The sequence below is a fragment of the Rhizobium viscosum genome (assembly GCF_014873945.1).
In the GTDB taxonomy this organism is placed as follows: Bacteria; Pseudomonadota; Alphaproteobacteria; order Rhizobiales; family Rhizobiaceae; genus Rhizobium; species Rhizobium viscosum.
In genome coordinates this window covers 1-17,287 of record NZ_JADBEC010000003.1, presented here as the reverse complement: position 1 = coordinate 17,287, position 17,287 = coordinate 1, and the positions used below count along the sequence as shown (strand labels likewise).

The following is a 17,287-nucleotide window of genomic DNA, read 5'->3' as shown; positions in this document are numbered from 1 at the left end:
CAGATACTGATATGAGCCGCTTACCGGACGGTAAAGCTTTATTAGAATACTATGAAATAACGTTACGTGAGGCAATCGGGCGCGCGACGCTTGTTGAGATGGCAAGTATTTGAATCGGAACAGAATTTCGATATTCAGGATTTCTCCGCGACGGACCGCTATTTTTTAGGGGCATTGCGGAAGCCGGTGTTTTTACGGGCTTCCGGACCGCTTGGCCTTTGCATTAGGGTGATTCCAAATGAATCACCGGCGAGATGGGAGCCCTTGATGACCAATGCCAAGCCGACAGGCGAACTCACTTTGCGTACGCTTGCCATGCCGGGAGATGCCAATCCGGCCGGCGATATCTTCGGCGGCTGGGTCATGGCGCAGATGGACCTGGCGAGCGGCATTCGCGCCGCCGAGCGCGCCAGGGGGCGCGTCGTCACGGCCGCCGTCAAGGAAATGGCCTTCGAGCTGCCGGTCAAGATCGGCGATACGCTGTCGGTCTATACCGATATCGAGCGTGTCGGCCGCACTTCGATCACACTGCGCGTAGAGGCCTGGGCGCATCGCTCGCGCTACAATCAGCAGGAAAAGGTTACCGCCGGTACCTTCATCATGGTCGCACTCGACGAAGACGGCAAACCCAAGCTCGTCCCCCAGGAGTGAGACGATGCAGGCGGTCGCGACACCGGAGGTCTATGTCTACATCCGCACCGTGATGTCGATGGTGATCGGGCTCTCGCTCGCCCGCCTGCTGACCGGCCTCGGCGGTATCGTGCAGTCGCCCGGCAAATTCAGGGTCTATTGGGTGCATCTCGGCTGGGTCGCCTCGATGTTCCTGTTCATTATCCATTTCTGGTGGTGGGAATATCGCCTCCAGTCGCTCGCCGTCATCTCCTTCGGCGTCTACCTCTTCCTCATCAGCTTCTGCTGCCTGTTCTTTTTCCTCTGCGTGCTGATCTTCCCAACGACGATCGAGGATTACGGCGGCTACGAGGAATATTTCATCTCCCGGCGAAGATGGTTTTTCGGCATGCTGGCCGTGACCTATGTGGTTGATTTTCTCGATACGCTGTTGAAGGGGAAAGCCTATCTCGCGGCGCTCGGATGGGAATATCCGTTGCGGAACGCCGTCTATATTGTGCTGTGTGTGGTTGCGGCATGGACGGCGAACAGGCGGTTTCATGCGGTGTTCGTGACGGCGGGATTGATTTACCAGATCACATGGATTTTCAGGCTTTATGATGTGATTTGAGGGAAGGACTTTTGAGGAGGCGCGTCCCTCTCCTCCCTCATTCCTGTGCTTGTCACAGGAATCCAGCAGCCGCGTGTCCACGCGGCGGGAGACTCTTGCCTTTGAGGCAGTCCCTTTCATGGTGTTGTTTTAATGAGTCCTTTCGGCTTGCAGACGCAGCCGGCTGGATTCCTGTGACAAGCACAGGAATGAGGGAGGTTGGCGTACCGGCCCGCAAAAACCGCAGCGTCGAATTTACGAGGTCATCCGACGACCAACCCGACCCTACGCACATTGATTGCGTATCAAACGGCCGCAACGCTGAATTATACTGCCATCGTCGCCGGCACGTATCAGGAGCATCGCAACGTGAAAGTCCATCTTACCCGAAGTGCTCTACACGAAGTCCGCACCTTCGGCGCATATATGGCTCGAAGCGAACGAGACAAAGAAATGATACCGACAGTCAGTTGGGTATTTTCCAGCGTGTTGCACAATGAAATGACGGGCGAGATTACCAGACGCGGTCCGCACTTCATTTTGGGCGCACAGCTGACGGACAGGCTACGGGGCTTGAAGATCTTCACGCAGGACGGCGTAACTTTCGCAATTGCTCTGCCAAAAGAGGCCGAAGGGCTCGACTGGGTTGAGATCGATTACAAGGACCGCGACTTCTTCATCAGCAATTAGCAGAAGAGCCGGTCCTGCACAGCAACTCCCAACAATACGAAAATTCGCAGCACCAAAGACCAGCTTCGCGCAAGTACAGGCAAGCATTGTCCGCCCCGTCAGGATGAACCAGACTGGAGACTGTCAATGCGTATCGATGGAAGCCTACCAAGCTATTCCGCCTTTTCAACCCAGAAGAAAGGCGCCACCGCTGGCTCGGACTTTGCCGCAAGCCTCGATGATTTCGACCAGTCCATCGGCGAGGACACGTCGGGCGAGGAAGACGGCGGCTCCTACGATTTCAGCCACATGACGCCGGCCGAAATGCGCGAACTCTCAGGCGATCTCTATGATTCCGGCGAGCTGGATCTCGCCCAGGTCCTGCAGTTACAGCTCTCCGGCCGCCCCTTCGGCAAGATCGGCCCCGACGGCACACTGCTGCCGCTCTCGGATGCTGAAAGCTCCGCCTATGACAGCACCTCGCAGGATTTCATCGGCATTGCCAACAATGAGATGGACCAGATCGAATCGCAGGGCCGTGCCGGCGACCCGACTTCGGGTTATCAGAGCTGGCAGAGCATTCTTTCCGTCCTGAACGGCTTGCAGCTCAATGGCGGTACGGAGGACGAGGCCTGATTGGCGTCGGCTTTCGGCTTGCCCATGCGATCTGAGAGGATTGGTACACCTTCCTCCAGCTTGCGCTCCGGTTTGAGAGAAAGCGCCCGCCTCCCTCATTCCTGTGCTTGTCACAGGAATCCAGCGGCCGCGTGTCCACGCGGCGGGAGACTCTCGCCTCTTCAGCCACGCCAACAACCTGCCAGATACAACGGAATATCCAGTTCCGAATTGATCTCCGTGCAACAGGGTCCTTTCAGCTTACGGACGCAAGCTGGCTGGATTCCTGTGACAAGCACAGGAATGAGGGAGGTTGGGGTGGCCCGTCGTGCCACCAAAAGCCCTCGCCTCAAGCGCGCAGGAACTGTGATCCTTCGTCGAAACTCAACCCCGGAAAAATCTTCCCCGTCAGATCTTCCGCCGACACATCGAACTGCCGATAAAGCATTGCCGCCGCCAGCTCCCGCACATCTGCCGTCGGCATCAGGTCGCGATCATCCAGCAGCGCACCATCGGCAAGCCCCGGCCACCTGCCGAGAATACGCCCGCCATCGATCGCGCCACCCGCCAGTACCGCACAGCCACCCGTGCCGTGATCCGTCCCGCCAGAACCATTCTCCCGTACCGTGCGACCGAATTCCGTCATGGCGAGCACCACCGTCTTCGACCAGAGATCGGCGCCCATCGTGGCTTTCAGCGTCGTGATCGCCTGTGCCAGATCCTGCACCGGCCGCTTGAACTGGGCGAGCTGGCCGACATGCGTATCCCAGCCTGTTATCGAGAAGCTGGCGATGCGGTAATCGCCCTTCAGCATGTTACCGGCAAGGGCCGCGACATCGGTGATCTTCTCGCCGCGCTGGCCGGAAGGTTCCGCCATCATGGAGGCGCTGTTTGCCCGCATCGCCTCGTCCATCGCCTTGGCGAAAGCCGGATCGCCGGCATAGAGCCGCATCAGGAACTGCATCTCGTCCTTGGCCGGTCCGAGATTGGAATCCGATGCCCAGACATCGACATTGTTCGGCCCGGTCAGGATCAGTTCGGTGGAGGTGTTGACGTCGATCGCCTTCCTGGCATCCGAACGCGGGATGACGGCAAGCGCCCGGTTGAGCCAGCCGGTCTTCTCCTCGGCCACATGCTCGCCGCCGGATTCCAGCATGTCCTGCCCATCGAAATGGCTGCGCTGGTCGCGATAGGGCGTGGAGACCGCATGCACGAAGGCAAGTTCTTTCGCCTTCCACAGCGGCATGAGATCGGCCGCTGCTGGATTGAGCCCGAAATGTCCGTCGAGATCAATGAGCCCCTTGTCCGGCGTCAGCGACAACGTCGGGCGAAGTGCGGCAAAGCCGGCATCGCCATAGGGCTGAACGAGATCAAGCCCGTCCATCGCCCCACGCAGCACGATCGTCACGAAGCGCTTGTCGCCGGGCATGGCCGCGAAGGTCACCGGCGTAAAGATCGGTGCTGCTGCGAGACAGCAGGCGGAGGTCAGAAAACCGCGGCGGGAAAGCGTAAACTCCGTCATGACAGGCTCCTAAAAGCAATTCCAGCAAAAGTGAGTAGCGGTTTTGCGTCCGGAACTGCGTGAAATAGAGAGATAGAGAATGTCCGTATTTCGGAAGAAAACGGGGATTCTCTATCGCCGGTTGAATTCGGGGGAGGCAAGAACCAAAGTCAGGCCGCTCACCCTGTTCGGTGCCTGCGAAACGACGCGGATCGTCTCATCGCGGGCGGCATCGGCGAGTGTCGCCTTCAGGAAGTCCCGCGGATCGACATCCCCAGCGAACTGAGCGCTGGCACGACGCGCCCATGACAGCCGCTCGGAAAGCTGGCTTGCGGTGATCCAGGCGGAAAAACTCTCTTCGAATCCGGCCGGGCTCGGCGGCAGCCATGTCGGCTGGCCCATGCGGCGAAGAGCGCCCTGCCCGAGCGCGCGGGCCATCTGGAACGCCTTACGCCGCTTGATGCGCGCCTCGTCCTCAGGGCTTGGCGGCGCCTGCATCATCGCCTGCCCGTCGGCAGCGGGCGCTGCATCCTTCTTCGGCATCGCCATCATCTCGTCGTTGTCGGCATCGTCCTGCTGATAGGCCTGCATGAAGGCAGCGACATCGCCTGCCCCCGAACCGCTGTTCAGCGCCCGCAAACCGGTGACGATAAAATCGAAAGGCTGGCGCGCCTTGGCACCTTCATCCCGCCAGGCGGCCGGATGGTCGAGCATGGCGCGGTAGACGGCGGTCAGATCCCCATCCGTCTTCTTCCACGCCTCGCTCATGGCCTCGATCATCTCCTGCGGCGGCTGGTCCGAGATGAAATGCACCGCGAGCTTGCGGCTGATATGCGCGGCCGTCTTTGGATTGACCGCGAGATCGTCAAGCATCGCGAGATAATCCTTGCGCGTGCGCTTGGCCCCGCCATAGCTGACCCCAAGCACCTCATGTGCGCCGGGCTCAGAAATCTGCGGACGAAAAGCCGTCTCCATCGCCTGCTGGTCGACGGTCAGTCCGGTCAGCACCATCGCCGCCGAGCGCACATCGGCCTGCGTATAACCACTGCCCGCCCCGAGCGTATGCAACTCCAGAAGCTCGCGGCCGAGATTTTCGTTCAGTCCCTTGTTACGTTGCATGCCGCCCTTGGAATCCGGCCCCAGCGACTGCGCCTGATCGAGATAGATCAGCATGGAGGGATGCTCGGTGGCGCTGCGCAGCAGCGTCGCAAACTTGGCTCCCATATAGGGCCGGATCGCCTCCGCCTCGTAAAGCGGCACGATCAGGCGCATCGGCAGGCTTTTCGCAGCACTCGTGGAGAAATGATTGGTCCAGAATGTCGCCAGCCGCTCGTTGAACCCGTCGGGCGAAAGCACCGCCTGCATCAGGCGCGCATTGGCATCCATCTGGAAAAGCACCTGCGCCCGGCGCTGGAGAAGCCGACGCTGCTGCCGGCGGGTGAGATCGTCGCCATCGGCCTGCCGGATTTGTTTCAGCCTGTCCTGCAGATCGAGGATCGCAGTATGCCGGGCCTCGATGCCGCCGACGGGAAAGCCCGGCACGCCGTTTGCGACGAGCGTCACCTGTCCGATCAGATCATCCTTCGTCTGCGGCGGGGCCACGCCCGGCCGCAGCCCGTAACCGAAACGGATCGCCGCCATCGTCGGAAAAGACAGGCTCATGACCGCTCACCTCCTCATCACCAGATAGTGACAGGGTCTCAGCCAATTGCGACGGCAAGGTGTAGGAAATGCGGCGTTTTTCCGACATGGACGATTTGTAATCTATTGAAATCGTTGAGATAGCTGTGTTGCACTGCCGCATTTTCCAACTTGTCCGTCCTTGATACCGCTGTTATTAATACGAGGGTTCAAAATCGACGGATGTGAGAATGGGCGGCGTCAACATCTTCTGCGGATCGTTCCATGGTGAGGACAAGTCGGCAACCGCTTTCGAAACCGTTCTGGAGGAAGCGGTCGCTCATGGTGGCAACGCCGATGCGAAAGAAGTGCTGGCGGGCATATTGGAATCGCTGGAACGCGCAAACGATCACATCCTGATCTGGCCCCCTGAAGCGCGAACACTGCTTCCCTCGCTCAAAACCTACAGGGACCGGATTTGCGTGGATGCCGACGAGCGCGACCCAAGGCTCTATTGCGTGGTCGACTTTGTCAAAGCCTGTGAAACGGCAGACCTGGAAGTCGAACCTGTCGTCATCGTCTGGTGACGGCGGCCGCGACAAATCCCAGCCGCCAGGGCGGACATCCCGATTCACCCATCCCGGAGATGAACGACGCGCCAATTGCAATCAAAGCCAACCCGATCAGCGTGATCACCTCGCTCGCCTGACCGGCAGAAGCAGGGCCAATCGCTCAGCAGCCCCTGTTGACCGAGACCACTCGCGGGCTGGACATGTCGCGCGGCGGCTCGCCCTCGACCATCACCTTGTTGCGCCCCGCCTCCTTGGCGGCATAGAGCGCCTTGTCGGCGCGCGCGATCTGCTCATAGAGGGAATGATCGGCCGGATTGGCGCCGGCAACGCCGAAGCTTGCGGTGATCCCGCCGTCGGACCCGATCGGCTTGCGGTCGACAGCGGCAAAGGCAAGCCGCACCCGGTTGGCGAAATCGGCCGCCGAAGCCGGCGACGTTGCCGGCAGGAAGATCACGAATTCTTCGCCGCCGAACCGCGCTGCAAAGCCGCCTTCCGGCATCCGCGCCTGCAGCATCTCGGCAAAGGCGCGGATCACTTCATCGCCGCGTCCGTGACCAAACGTGTCGTTCACCCATTTGAAATTGTCGATGTCGCAGATGATGACGGCGCCTTGCGCCCCTTTGCGTTCCTCGACCATGCGGTCGAAGCCGCGCCGATTCAGCATGCCGGTCATCGGATCGCGCTCTGCAGCATTGCGATGCGCGGCGATCGTATCGAGCGTCGTTGCCGCAAGTGCTGAAAGCGCAAACATCAGTGTCAGGATGGAAGCCGCCGCCTGCATGCTGAAGGCATATTGCGACGAGATGAAATCCTCGTGGCCGCCATAGGATGGCACGATGAAGACGAAGACCGCATTGCGGATGACGATATCGGCAATGACGAGACCGGAGACGACAAGCAGCAGCTTGTCGGCCGCATGGCGCATGTGCCGCAGACTGACGGCAACGGCAAAGCCGAGCAGCGCCACGCAGGCAACATCATTCAGCAGGAACTCTGCCGGAATGCTGACGGCCACCAGCGCCGCATAGAGCATGCCCGCATACATCACCCCGGCAAAGGCAAGACGCAGCCGCAAATAGGAGGGCCGTTTGAAACGGGCAAGCACGGCGCCGGAATAGAAAATGAAGGTCAGAAGGAACAACGCATCGGCAATGGCAGAGGCGGTGCGCTCTTCGAGCAGGCTGTCGAAAAGCGGAACGGAAAACGCGGCCGCGGCAAAAAGATAGCCCGGCCCCCACAACTTCGCTTCCCGCGACCCGAACCGGGCGACGATCAGGAAGGTGCAGCCGAAAATCAGCATCATGACCGGCAGCAGGAAGGCGAAATTACTATCCATGATCCCTCGCGGCGGGACGCAATACAGAACCGGCGCTTCGGAGACGCTAGGACAATGATCTTAAAAAAGGAGAAACCGGCCGGGATCAGAAATTCCTACAAGAACTAGGCATTATGCAACAGCCGGGAGCCTGCAGGGGTGACCACAAGGAAAGGCCGGCAGCTTTCGCCGCCGGCCTTCATGGCCGCAGGCAGCGCTATATTCGCATCGCGCCACGCGGCTCCTCGGCCTCCTCCGTGCCGAAGCGCACATCCTTCTTCTCGTAGCCGAGGCCCGTAAGCACTGCTACGACGACAGCGACGATCACTGCCACTATGACCAACGCATAGGCGTAGTCGCCGTTCCAATGGGCAGCGAGGTCGGCCTGCATCGTCGCATTGCCCGAGGCCAGCAGATTGCCGAGCTGGTAGGCGAAGCCGGGGAATGTGCCGCGCACTTCGTCAGGCGAAAGCTCGTTGAGATGCACGGGCACGATGCCCCAGGCGCCCTGCACGAAGAACTGCATCAGGAAGGCGCCGATCGCGAGCAGCACCGGTCCGGAGCCGTAAGCCCAGAGTGGCGCCACGGGTACGGCGATCAGCGCGGCGATGACAATTGCCCGCTTGCGGCCGATGCGCTGCGACAAAGCTCCGAAGAACAACCCGCCAAGGATGGCTCCGATATTATAGACGATGGCGATCGCGCCGACCGTATAGCTCGAATAGTTGCGCTGGCTTTCGAGGAAGGTCGGGTAGATATCCTGGGTGCCGTGGCTGAAGAAGTTGAAGGCGGTCATCAGGAGCACCGCCCAGATGAAGAGCGGAATGTTTTCGCGCAACACGGTGAGGAATGACCGGCGCCCCTGCTGCTGACGTTTCACGAAGGCCGGGCTCTCCTGAACATTGCGGCGGATATAGAGCACGAGCAGCGCCGGAGCCACGCCGACGAAGAACATGCCGCGCCAGCCGATGACCGGAAAGAGCAGGAAGAACAGCAGCGAGGCGATCAGATAGCCGGAGGGATAACCCGCCTGCAGGATGCCCGAGACGATGCCGCGGCTTTCCTCCGGCACCGTCTCCATGACGAGCGAGGCGCCGACGCCCCACTCCCCGCCCATGGCGATGCCGTAAAGCGCGCGTAGCACCAGGAACATGGTGAGCCCGGTCGAAAAACCGGTGAGGAAGTCGAAGAGCGAATAGAGCAGCACATCCACCATCAGCGTGATGCGCCGCCCGTAACGGTCTGCCGCCAGCCCGAAGATCAGGGCGCCGAGCGCCCGCATGGCAAGGGTCAGGAAGATCGCCACGGACACCGCGGGAACGTCGGTATGGAACTCCTCGGCGATATATTTGAGAACGAAGACAAGGATGAAAAAATCGAAAGCGTCGAGCGTCCAGCCGAGATAGCTGGCGATCACGGTGTTGCGCTGCTGCGGCGTGAGCGCGCGCAGACTTGCCAATGCGGACATATGTGTTTCTCCGTCCGAAAGCGGCGGCGAAGCGGGGCAATCCGGGTGCCGTCGGAAGGGGTGTCGGGGTGGGCTTGCTGTGGGGGGACAGCGTGGCGGAAACGTCAGGATTGCTGACCGGGTTCCATCACATCGGCGCGATTGGGGGATTGTGCAAACAGGCAACCAGAAGCCAGATCTACTTCTCCGTTGGATCGTCGTTACCGCCCGGAAGGCCGCTCGCGATCCCATTCCAAGTTCTTGAAATCCAGTTTTCGTCCTCGAAAGGTCCATCAGGCGCAGCACTCGCGAGCGGATCATAATCGAAGACTTCCAGAACGGTGCCGCTGGTCAATCCAAACGCCGACTTTGCGTGCTCCACATCCCTGAAGCGCCTCTCGACCCGGACAAACCGCTTGTCATCGGCACGGAACCAGATGTCCGTATCGGCTTGTAGGGCTTTCTGGCGCCACGTGCCGCTGTAGTGCCGGACTGGCACGCCGCCCTCGCGCTCTTCCGCGATGAATGCGCAGGACGTGTATTTCGGGCCGCCTTCGTCGGCGAGAGCCCAATTCACGCGGGGATAACGCTCCCAACCCGCCGCTTCCAGCCGCTTGTGATACTCCGTGTCCGGATTGAACCGGTGCTCGAACTGGAGTTTGCGCTCGCCATTCGCATCAATGTCGTAGAGCTTCTCGCTGTACATAGCGGTCGATCGCGTCGCGGCAAAGGCATCATTCAACTCAGCGCAAGATGGGTCCAGTTTCTGATCCTGACCGAAAGCCGGAATTGCTGCCAGCATTCCGCATGCGATCGTAAATATCCGCAACTCGCGCTCCAAATGCTGCTGTCGATTAGATTTCCATACGACTTTTTCGTGCAGGCAGGCAATGTTCAACGGCAGGTCAAATTTATCTCAGAAACATTCCAGCCTCCGCCGCCCTACTAACGACGAAAGCTACCTTCTCCGCCCATCCACCTGAGCCACGGGCCGACATGAAACAGGCTCATCAGCCCATACATCGCCATCATGCCGCTGAAGACCGATGCGCCATGCATCGGCATCCCGCCCATCGAGCAGATCATGTCTGCCGCCGGCTCGCTCGCCGAGAGAACCGCCATCACGGCAAAGGTGGGTGCCGCCGCAAGCGACAGCCACCGCGCGATACCGGGCAGAAGCGGGCCGGCGCTATTGCCGGCCCCCATCTTCGAACGCGTGCTCATTGCCCTGCCCCGTAGCGGTCGTGGTGGCGCCACCAGACGCCTTCTTCATTGCGGCCGAGCGGCGCGCGGTCGAGCCACTGATACATGCCCCACACGCCATCCAGCCCGCGGGCATAGGAGGAATAGGTGTGGTAGATATCGCCGTCCCGCATGATAAAGGCGCTGAGGCCAGGCCGCTCGCGGGCGAAAGTGTTGATGTCGGTGCCGGTCATCGAGGCGATCAGGTCCGCCGGGCCTTGTTCGCCGCTCGGGCTCTGCTTCTGCAGTACATCAGGAATCGGCGGTTCGCGGCGGTAATTGTATTCGATGCCGCCGCTCTGCTGTTCCTCCGGTGTGAACCAGACATTGAAATCACGGTTGAAATCGCTGCCTGATGATGAGGCCCAGTCGAAGGTCCAGCCCATGCGGCGCTTGAACTCCAGAAGCTTGGCGAGCGGCGCGCGGGAGACGGCGCTGAAAGCCACATCGTGGTTTTCCAGATGCACGAAGACGCCGTTGAAGCCATCGGCGATCGACGAGCAGGAAGGGCAGCCCGCCGTATAGTCGGGGCCGAACATGAAATGGTAGACGAGAAGCTGCGAACGACCCTTGAAGAGCGCGGCAAGCGGCACGATGCCGGCTTCCGTCTCCAGCTGGTAGTCCTTCTCGATCTTCACCCAGGGCAGATCCTGACGCTTGGCCGCGATCTCGTCGCTGCGGCGCGTCAGCGCCTTTTCCTCTTCGAGCAGCGCCAGCCTCGCTTGCAGCCATTCCGCCCGTGTTCCGGTTTTGTGCATCATCATGGGTCTTCTCCTCTCATTGCGTTGAAACGTATCAGACGGCGGGCCGTTGCCTGCCGATGGGGAATAAACTAGGTCTTGTTGCCCGAGGGGTGGGAGTTACAAGTGTGACGGGATTCCGATGGACTCGCTGATAACAGCTGCCGCACAGGCGCTGGCCGTGGGAGATGCGGTGGGCGCAATGAAGCGCGTGGCGCTGCGCGACGACCCGCCGGCGCTGGCGCTGCGGGGCATCGCGATGGCCCAGCTCGGCGATCTCACGCGCGCCAAGGCACTGCTGAAGAGCGCTGCCCAGGCATTCGGCCCGCGCGAGGCCGTGGCCCGCGCCCGCTGCATCGTCGCGGAGGCCGAAATTGCCCTCGTCTCTCGGGATCTTACCTGGCCGGAAAAGGCGCTGGAAGGCGCGCGCCTAGCGCTCGAAAGGCGTGGCGACCGCGTCAACGCCGCCCATGCCCGCAACCTGCAGATCCGCCGCCTGCTGCTGATCGGCCATCTCGATGCAGCCGAAAAGCTGCTCGCCGATCTCGACCCCTCGCCGCTGCCGCCTGCCGCCCGCGCCGGCCATGAACTTGCCGTCGCCGGCGTCGCAATCCGCCGGGTGCGGACGGAGCCGGCGCGCGCTGCGTTGGCAAGGGCGACCGAAGCGGCGCGGAAAGCCGATATACCGGCGCTCGCGGTCGAAGTGTGCGATGCGGCAAAGGTTCTGGAAGCGCCTGCCGCCCGGCTGATCGATGACGGCAGGGAACGCCTGCTGCAGCTCGGTGAGGTCGAGGCGCTGCTTGCCTCCGATACGCTCGTCATCGATGCCTGCCGCAACGTGGTGCGCGCGGGCAGCGAGATCGTGCCGCTCGCAAGCCGCCCGGTGCTGTTTGCGCTCGCCCGCACGCTCGCCGAGGCTGCGCCCTCCGATGTCATCCGTTCGATCCTGCTTGCCCGAGCCTTCCGCGCCCGCCATGCCGATGAATCCCACCGGGCGCGGCTGCGCGTCGAGATCGGCCGGCTGCGTGGCGCCCTTGCCAATCTTGCCGAGGTGAAGGCGACAAGCCACGGCTTTGCGCTCATGCCGCATGACGGGCGTAAAGTCGTGGTGCTCGCCCCGCCGGTCGAGGAGGAGCACGCCTTCCTGCTGGCGCTTCTCGCCGACGGCGAATCTTGGTCCAGCACGGCGCTCGCAATTGCGTTGAGCTTGAGCTCGCGTACGGTGCAGCGAGCGCTTGACGCGCTTGAAGCGGCCGGCAAGGTGCAGTTTTTCGGCAACGGGAGAGCACGCCGCTGGATGATGCCGCCGGTCGTCGGCTTCCCGACAACATTGTTACTCCCCGGTCCGCTGCCGAGCGAATAAAAGCAATTCCAGCAAAAGTGTGCAGCGGTTTTGCGTCCGGAATTGCGCGAAAAGCAAAGATCCGGTGTCAAAAAGAGGATGGAGCACCATGAAAACATCACAGGCAGAAATCGTCAGGGAATACGGCCCCTTCGAGGGCACGCGCAATATCGGCGGCGTCACCTATGATGGCCGTCGGGTCTGGTTTGCCGCCGGCGAGAACCTGCGGGCGCTGGACCCCGAAACCGGGGCGGAATTCACGACCATCGATGTCGCCGCCCATGCCGGCACCGCTTTCGACGGGCGTTACATCTTCCAGATCGCCGAGGACAAGATCCGCAAGATCGATCCCGAGACCGGCACCGTGGTCGCCACCATCCCCGCCCCCGGCAAAGGCGCCGATTCCGGCATGGCCTGGTGCGAAGGCAGTCTCTGGGTCGGCCAGTACCGCGAAAACTGCATCCACCAGATCGACCCGGAGACCGGCGAGATCCTGCGCACCATCGAATCCAAGCGCCATGTCACCGGCGTGACCTGGGTGGACGGCGAGCTTTGGCACGCCACCTGGCAGGACGACAAGAGCGATATCAGGCGCATCGACCCCAAGACCGGCGACGTGCTGGAACGGCTTGATATGCCCGAGGGAACCGGCGTTTCCGGGCTCGAGGCCGATGGCGCCGACCTGTTTTACGCCGGTGGCGGCGGCAGCGGCAAGGTACGGGCGATCAGGCGGCCGCGGTGAGGAATGGTGGGTCGTCGCCCATTCCTGAAGGGCTGGCGGGGCGGCAACCGATTGCCTGAAGACACTGATTTCGGCGGACGGAAAGAGCGGACGGCAACGAAACCTTAACCATACGAGAATCTCACTGGAACCGCCTCGCCTTGCGGGAAGTTTCCCTGCTGTAATCGATAAGGTGAGAACGACATGGTTCAGCGGTTTCAGGAGCGATACATCGCGCGCGAAGAGCATCAGCGAATCGTCGACTATTACCGCAAGCTGGTGGCGCGGCTCTATGGCAGCGTCCGGGATCTGCGCGCGCAGATCCAGGTGCCGGTGAAGGAAGCTCGGCCGGCTGGCGAACGGCCAGGCGAAGCCCCCCAAGGAAGAGACGAAGCACCCCAAGACAGAGACTTTGGGCCGAATGTCGTCAGTCTCGGCTCCTACCGTGACCGCCGGAAATCCAGTGTTTGACCGCCCGATGTGCTTGAGCATATCCGTCTCCGGCGATGCCGGGCTCGCCATTTCCACCACAATCCATTTCCGTTGAGGGATTGAAGAAGAGCGCGGCGACACGCGGGATCGCGTCGTCCGGCCTCTTGGAACCTTCCGGAATCGCACCCGTTGTCATCTGCAGAGCGCCGAAGCCGGCTGCCGGAGCAGCCATGGCATCAAGCGCATCGATGACGATCGAAAAGCCAGGGAGTGATCACATGGCAAATCTCCATAATGAGAACACGCCGAGCATTGCGACGGGCACGGCGACGAGCACCCTTACCGCCTTCTTCGACAGCCGCGACGACGCCGAACGCAGCGTCGAACGTCTGAGGGATGCGGGCATCCCGGCGGGTTCGATCCGCCTTATGCCAGGCTACGAGGCCGACGGTGACCGCGCCAATGTCGCAAGCGACGACCGCTCCGGTTTCTGGACGAAGCTGGAGGGCTGGCTCTTCCCCGATGAAGACCGTGCCGTCTATGCGGAGGGCCTGCGCCGCGGCGGCTTCCTCGTATCCGTGCAGGTCGACGATGCAAGCTATGAAACCGCGCATGACATCCTTGACGACGAAGGCTCGATCGACATGGACGAACGCGCCGACCATTGGCGCCGCGAAGGCTGGGAAGCTCAGCGCTCGACCGCGGCCTATGACGTCTCGAGCTACGAACGCAACGGCGCGGCGGAAGGCGACATGACCGTCACGGAAGACGCCTTCGCACCGGATCGGACTGCAACAGAACGTGCTATGGCATCGTCGACCGTATCCGACGAGGCCGGTCCGGTCGCCGGGGAAAACCCGCGCATCGGCAGGCGCGACGTCGATAACGGGTCGCCCCGCGTGCGCGCCTATACGGTCGAAGAGCGGACCGTCGCCGATGGTGCCGAGGAAACCGGGGTGCCGAAGATGGCATCCGGGCGCAGCGAAACGATTGAGGATAGCGCGCGGAAGATGACGGCGGATCGCGGTGACGGGCAGTCGCAGAGCAGCAGTGGACAGAGCCAATCGCAGGGCTTTCGGCGGGAGTAGAGCCATCCGTTGACGACAGCGGTTGAGGACGCCCCCACGATGGCGCTCGCATCATCAGATGTGTTGATCGCGGCGCCGCCCTCGGCTTGGCGCGTGTCAGATCTGGTCGCGCAGCGGCTTGAAAGCGGTCCGCGGCTCTGCCGTGAACAACTCCGGCTGTTCCCAGGCGGCAAAATGCCGCGCGACGCCAGAGATGTGCGAAGGTCCAGCCACTTGTCGATATCCCCCTCGTCAAATCTAGCTCACCCCGGAACCCTGCCCCGGCACGCCCAGGCGACCGAGGCAAACGACCGCGGCCCGTCCGGCTCCCCGGCCTCATAGGCATCCCTCACCGCGATATCGACCCTCGTGCGCGTATACGCATCCAGCCCTGCCACATACTTGCCGAGCGGGCCCTCGCCCGCAGCGATCGGGTCCCAGTAATCGGCAAACGAGACGTAATCCATGCGAATGGTCAGCGACGTCTCCTCGACATCGACGAGGCCGTTTCCGACGAAGCTCGCCTTCATTTCCCCCGCCCGCATCATCGGCTGGAAAGAATAGCGACGGCGCATCGCCCGCGCATTGGCATCGATCATGGCCACCGTATCCCACATCATGCGCATGCCGGACATGCCGCCATAATGATCCCAGACGGCGGCGGCAACGACACCGCCCGGACGCACGACACGCCGCATCTCCGCCACCGCCCTGTCTGCCTCGGGCACGAAATGCAGCACGAGCAGCGAGAGTGCGCGGTCGAAGCTCCCATCCTCGAAGGGCAGCGCGCAGGCATCGGCCTGCCGGATGGTAATGCGCGGGTCCGTGTTGCGCCGGCTTGCGGCCTCGACGAAGACAGGCGAAAAATCGATGGCCGTGATCGCCTTGAGACCGGGATGTTCCGCCAGCGCGAAGGTGAGGCTTCCCGTGCCGCAGCCGACATCGAGAACGCTTTCTCCATCTGCAAGTCCCGCAAAATCGATGAGCCCGGGCGCGAGCCTTCTGCTCCAGCGCCCCATCAGTTGCTCATAACCATCTGCACTTTCGACATTGAAACTCGACGGCATCGCAGTCTCCCCCAAAAAGAGGCAAGTAAACGGGACAATGTCTGCCCCAACATTAGAACTGCGCGAGCCGCGCGGCAAGCAAAGCCGTCAGTTCAAGGCAACGATGGCAGCATTGAGCGCCGTCGCATAAGCCACCCAAACGGCATAGGGCATGAACAGGACCGCCGATATCAGGTCACGCTTCCACGACAGTCCGATAAAGGCCAGAATGAGCAAGAGCAGCGGAATGATGATCATCAACCCCAGGCTCGGGGATCTAAGGCCGAAGAAGGCTGGGGACCATGCAAAATTCAGGACGAGCTGGGCGATCCAGCTGGTCATGACGGGCGAGCGCCTGCTGCGCGCATATGTCCGCGCACCCGCAATGCCTATGAGGATGTAGAGGATCGTCCAGACCGGGCCGAACAGCCGGTTCGGCGGCGTGAACCAGGGCTTGGAGAGCGACTGGTACCATTCATCCGGCAGATTGATGAGACCGATGAGAAGCCCGCCGCCGAGCGTGAGCAGAATGAAAACGAGATAATGATCAAACCGGTGCAACCGACCCCCCGCCAGAATCCCCATTTTGAGTGACGATTGAACTGGCGTCCGCCGCGCAGCCGTCAAGAGCGGTCTCTTCTTCGCTCTCCGTTTCGCAATCACCCCGGTGCCTCCCGACAGCGCAGGGGTGAGAAGAACGTTGCCACGTGAGCACAGACCCGGCCCCACCTCCGCCATGCTCGGGCTTGTCCCTTGCATCTACAACGCCTTTACGAATAGGACGAGGATTAGATCCTCGGGACAAGCCCGAGGATGATGGAAGCTGCGGTTGTCACACCTATAAACCTGCGCCCCTCACGCCTTGTCGAGCACGCTCCAATCAAAGCCCTTCGCCCAGTCCGCATAGCTGTGCCAGCCGACCTCAGGGAAATCCCGGCGCAAGGCGGCAATATCGGCGGAATAGCCCGTGCGGTCGAACCATTCGAACATCAGCGCCGCATCCTCGCTCTGCTGGCGCATGGCCGCAATCGGCAGTTCCTGGAAACGGACCGGCCGGCCGATCGCCTCAGTGAGAATCTTCGCCTGCTCCTCGCCGGAGAGTTCGTCGCCGGCAATATCGAAACGTTTACCGAAGACCTGCTCGCGCCGCTCGGCAAGGGCGGCGACGAAATGGCCGATATCGTCGATGGCGATCTGCTGCAGCTTGCGGGCCGGTGGTAGGGCCGCAGCATAGACGCCCTGTTTCAGGCCGCCGATCGACCAGGGGGCGACGGTATTTTCCATGAAGGCAACCGGTGCGCTGATCGTGTAGGGAATGCCGAGCCCGGCAATATGCTGCTCGACCAGATATTTGCTGTCGAAATGCGGAATGCCGGTCTTCCTGTCGGCATCAGCGACGGAGCCATAGATGAGATGGCCGATACCGGTCTCCCTGGCCGCATCGGCAGCCGCAATGCCTTGGCGCGTCTCCGCTTCGACGCCTGCCTCATAGCTGTTGCCCATCAGGTACATCGTATCGGCGCCCTTCGCTGCCTGCACGACCGAAGCCTTGTCATCAAGATCGCCGGCGACGACTTCGACGCCCGTGGCGGCGAGCCGCCGGCCGGCATCGCTGTCCGGTCTGCGCGTCAGCCCCTTGACGCGGTGGCCGCGTGCAGCGAGCGCGCGGGCGACGGCGCCGCCCTGCTGGCCGGTTGCGCCCGATACGAGAATGGTTCTGGTGTTGCTCATCTCAATAC

Annotated in this window: 19 protein-coding genes; 9 read left to right on the top strand and 10 right to left on the bottom strand. The window is 61.8% G+C overall.

Translation table 11 applies throughout. From position 1 onward, the window contains the following. The first annotated feature begins 267 nt into the window (after nt 1–267). The 4 genes from H4W29_RS32035 to H4W29_RS32020 all read left to right on the top strand — a co-directional run bounded on the left by H4W29_RS32035 (nt 268) and on the right by H4W29_RS32020 (nt 2,524). Entirely contained in the window at nt 268–651 is a 384-nt protein-coding gene (locus H4W29_RS32035; RefSeq protein WP_192732895.1) for an acyl-CoA thioesterase, read from the top strand. Nucleotides 652–655: 4 nt separating this feature from the next. After that, entirely contained in the window at nt 656–1,240 is a 585-nt protein-coding gene (locus H4W29_RS32030; protein ID WP_192732894.1) for a hypothetical protein, read from the top strand. 198 nt (nt 1,241–1,438) lie between these two features. After that, on the top strand, nt 1,439–1,909 hold the full coding sequence (locus tag H4W29_RS34615) for a hypothetical protein (protein ID WP_246517642.1): 471 nt from the start codon (nt 1,439–1,441) through the stop codon (nt 1,907–1,909). A 126-nt stretch (nt 1,910–2,035) separates the two neighbouring features. Then, nucleotides 2,036–2,524 (top strand): hypothetical protein, encoded by a 489-nt coding sequence (locus tag H4W29_RS32020; protein ID WP_192732893.1) that lies wholly within the window; start codon nt 2,036–2,038, stop codon nt 2,522–2,524. Between the two features lie 328 nt (nt 2,525–2,852). On the opposite strand, the gene H4W29_RS32015 is transcribed toward H4W29_RS32020, so the two are convergent. Together H4W29_RS32015 and H4W29_RS32010 are read right to left on the bottom strand one after the other, a co-directional pair. Then, nucleotides 2,853–4,025, bottom strand: a complete 1,173-nt coding sequence (locus H4W29_RS32015; protein ID WP_192732892.1) for a DUF1501 domain-containing protein — start codon at nt 4,023–4,025, stop codon at nt 2,853–2,855. Between the two features lie 111 nt (nt 4,026–4,136). Beyond that, on the bottom strand, nt 4,137–5,666 hold the full coding sequence (locus tag H4W29_RS32010; RefSeq protein ID WP_192732891.1) for a DUF1800 domain-containing protein: 1,530 nt from the start codon (nt 5,664–5,666) through the stop codon (nt 4,137–4,139). Nucleotides 5,667–5,875: 209 nt separating this feature from the next. Between H4W29_RS32010 and H4W29_RS32005 the strand changes: the two genes are divergently transcribed. Further along, nucleotides 5,876–6,211 (top strand): hypothetical protein, encoded by a 336-nt coding sequence (locus H4W29_RS32005; protein ID WP_192732890.1) that lies wholly within the window; start codon nt 5,876–5,878, stop codon nt 6,209–6,211. Between the two features lie 145 nt (nt 6,212–6,356). Here H4W29_RS32005 and H4W29_RS32000 read toward each other — a convergent pair whose 3' ends face one another. The 5 genes from H4W29_RS32000 to H4W29_RS31980 all read right to left on the bottom strand — a co-directional run bounded on the left by H4W29_RS32000 (nt 6,357) and on the right by H4W29_RS31980 (nt 10,964). After that, a complete protein-coding gene (locus H4W29_RS32000) occupies nt 6,357–7,532 on the bottom strand; it encodes a GGDEF domain-containing protein (protein ID WP_192732889.1) in 1,176 nt (391 codons plus the stop codon). Between the two features lie 196 nt (nt 7,533–7,728). Continuing rightward, nucleotides 7,729–8,979, bottom strand: a complete 1,251-nt coding sequence (locus H4W29_RS31995; RefSeq protein ID WP_192732888.1) for an MFS transporter — start codon at nt 8,977–8,979, stop codon at nt 7,729–7,731. 178 nt (nt 8,980–9,157) lie between these two features. Beyond that, nucleotides 9,158–9,856, bottom strand: coding sequence for a hypothetical protein (locus H4W29_RS31990; protein ID WP_192732887.1), 699 nt, complete (start codon nt 9,854–9,856; stop codon nt 9,158–9,160). A 47-nt stretch (nt 9,857–9,903) separates the two neighbouring features. Beyond that, nucleotides 9,904–10,182, bottom strand: coding sequence for a hypothetical protein (locus H4W29_RS31985; protein ID WP_192732886.1), 279 nt, complete (start codon nt 10,180–10,182; stop codon nt 9,904–9,906). After that, nucleotides 10,179–10,964, bottom strand: a complete 786-nt coding sequence (locus H4W29_RS31980) for a DUF899 domain-containing protein (protein ID WP_192732885.1) — start codon at nt 10,962–10,964, stop codon at nt 10,179–10,181. The genes H4W29_RS31985 and H4W29_RS31980 overlap by 4 nt, the downstream gene beginning before the upstream one ends. 118 nt (nt 10,965–11,082) lie before the next feature. Here H4W29_RS31980 and H4W29_RS31975 point away from each other — a divergent pair, with 118 nt between their 5' ends. From H4W29_RS31975 to H4W29_RS31960, 4 genes are all read left to right on the top strand, one after another. Continuing rightward, on the top strand, nt 11,083–12,303 hold the full coding sequence (locus H4W29_RS31975; RefSeq protein ID WP_192732884.1) for an HTH domain-containing protein: 1,221 nt from the start codon (nt 11,083–11,085) through the stop codon (nt 12,301–12,303). Nucleotides 12,304–12,391: 88 nt separating this feature from the next. Beyond that, nucleotides 12,392–13,024, top strand: a complete 633-nt coding sequence (locus H4W29_RS31970) for a Vgb family protein (protein WP_192732883.1) — start codon at nt 12,392–12,394, stop codon at nt 13,022–13,024. Nucleotides 13,025–13,207: 183 nt separating this feature from the next. After that, entirely contained in the window at nt 13,208–13,474 is a 267-nt protein-coding gene (locus H4W29_RS31965; RefSeq protein ID WP_192732882.1) for a hypothetical protein, read from the top strand. Nucleotides 13,475–13,713: 239 nt separating this feature from the next. Then, nucleotides 13,714–14,523: a hypothetical protein gene (locus tag H4W29_RS31960; RefSeq protein WP_192732881.1), complete on the top strand. Its 810-nt coding sequence runs from the start codon at nt 13,714–13,716 to the stop codon at nt 14,521–14,523. 242 nt (nt 14,524–14,765) lie between these two features. On the opposite strand, the gene H4W29_RS31955 is transcribed toward H4W29_RS31960, so the two are convergent. The 3 genes from H4W29_RS31955 to H4W29_RS31945 all read right to left on the bottom strand — a co-directional run bounded on the left by H4W29_RS31955 (nt 14,766) and on the right by H4W29_RS31945 (nt 17,279). After that, nucleotides 14,766–15,569 (bottom strand): class I SAM-dependent methyltransferase, encoded by an 804-nt coding sequence (locus H4W29_RS31955; RefSeq protein WP_192732880.1) that lies wholly within the window; start codon nt 15,567–15,569, stop codon nt 14,766–14,768. Between the two features lie 87 nt (nt 15,570–15,656). Next, the gene (locus tag H4W29_RS31950; protein WP_192732879.1) at nt 15,657–16,133 is read right to left on the bottom strand and encodes a TspO/MBR family protein; all 477 of its coding nucleotides are present in this window, start codon (nt 16,131–16,133) and stop codon (nt 15,657–15,659) included. A gap of 270 nt (nt 16,134–16,403) precedes the next feature. After that, nucleotides 16,404–17,279 (bottom strand): NmrA/HSCARG family protein, encoded by an 876-nt coding sequence (locus tag H4W29_RS31945; protein WP_192733262.1) that lies wholly within the window; start codon nt 17,277–17,279, stop codon nt 16,404–16,406. Between the last annotated feature and the right edge of the window lie 8 nt (nt 17,280–17,287).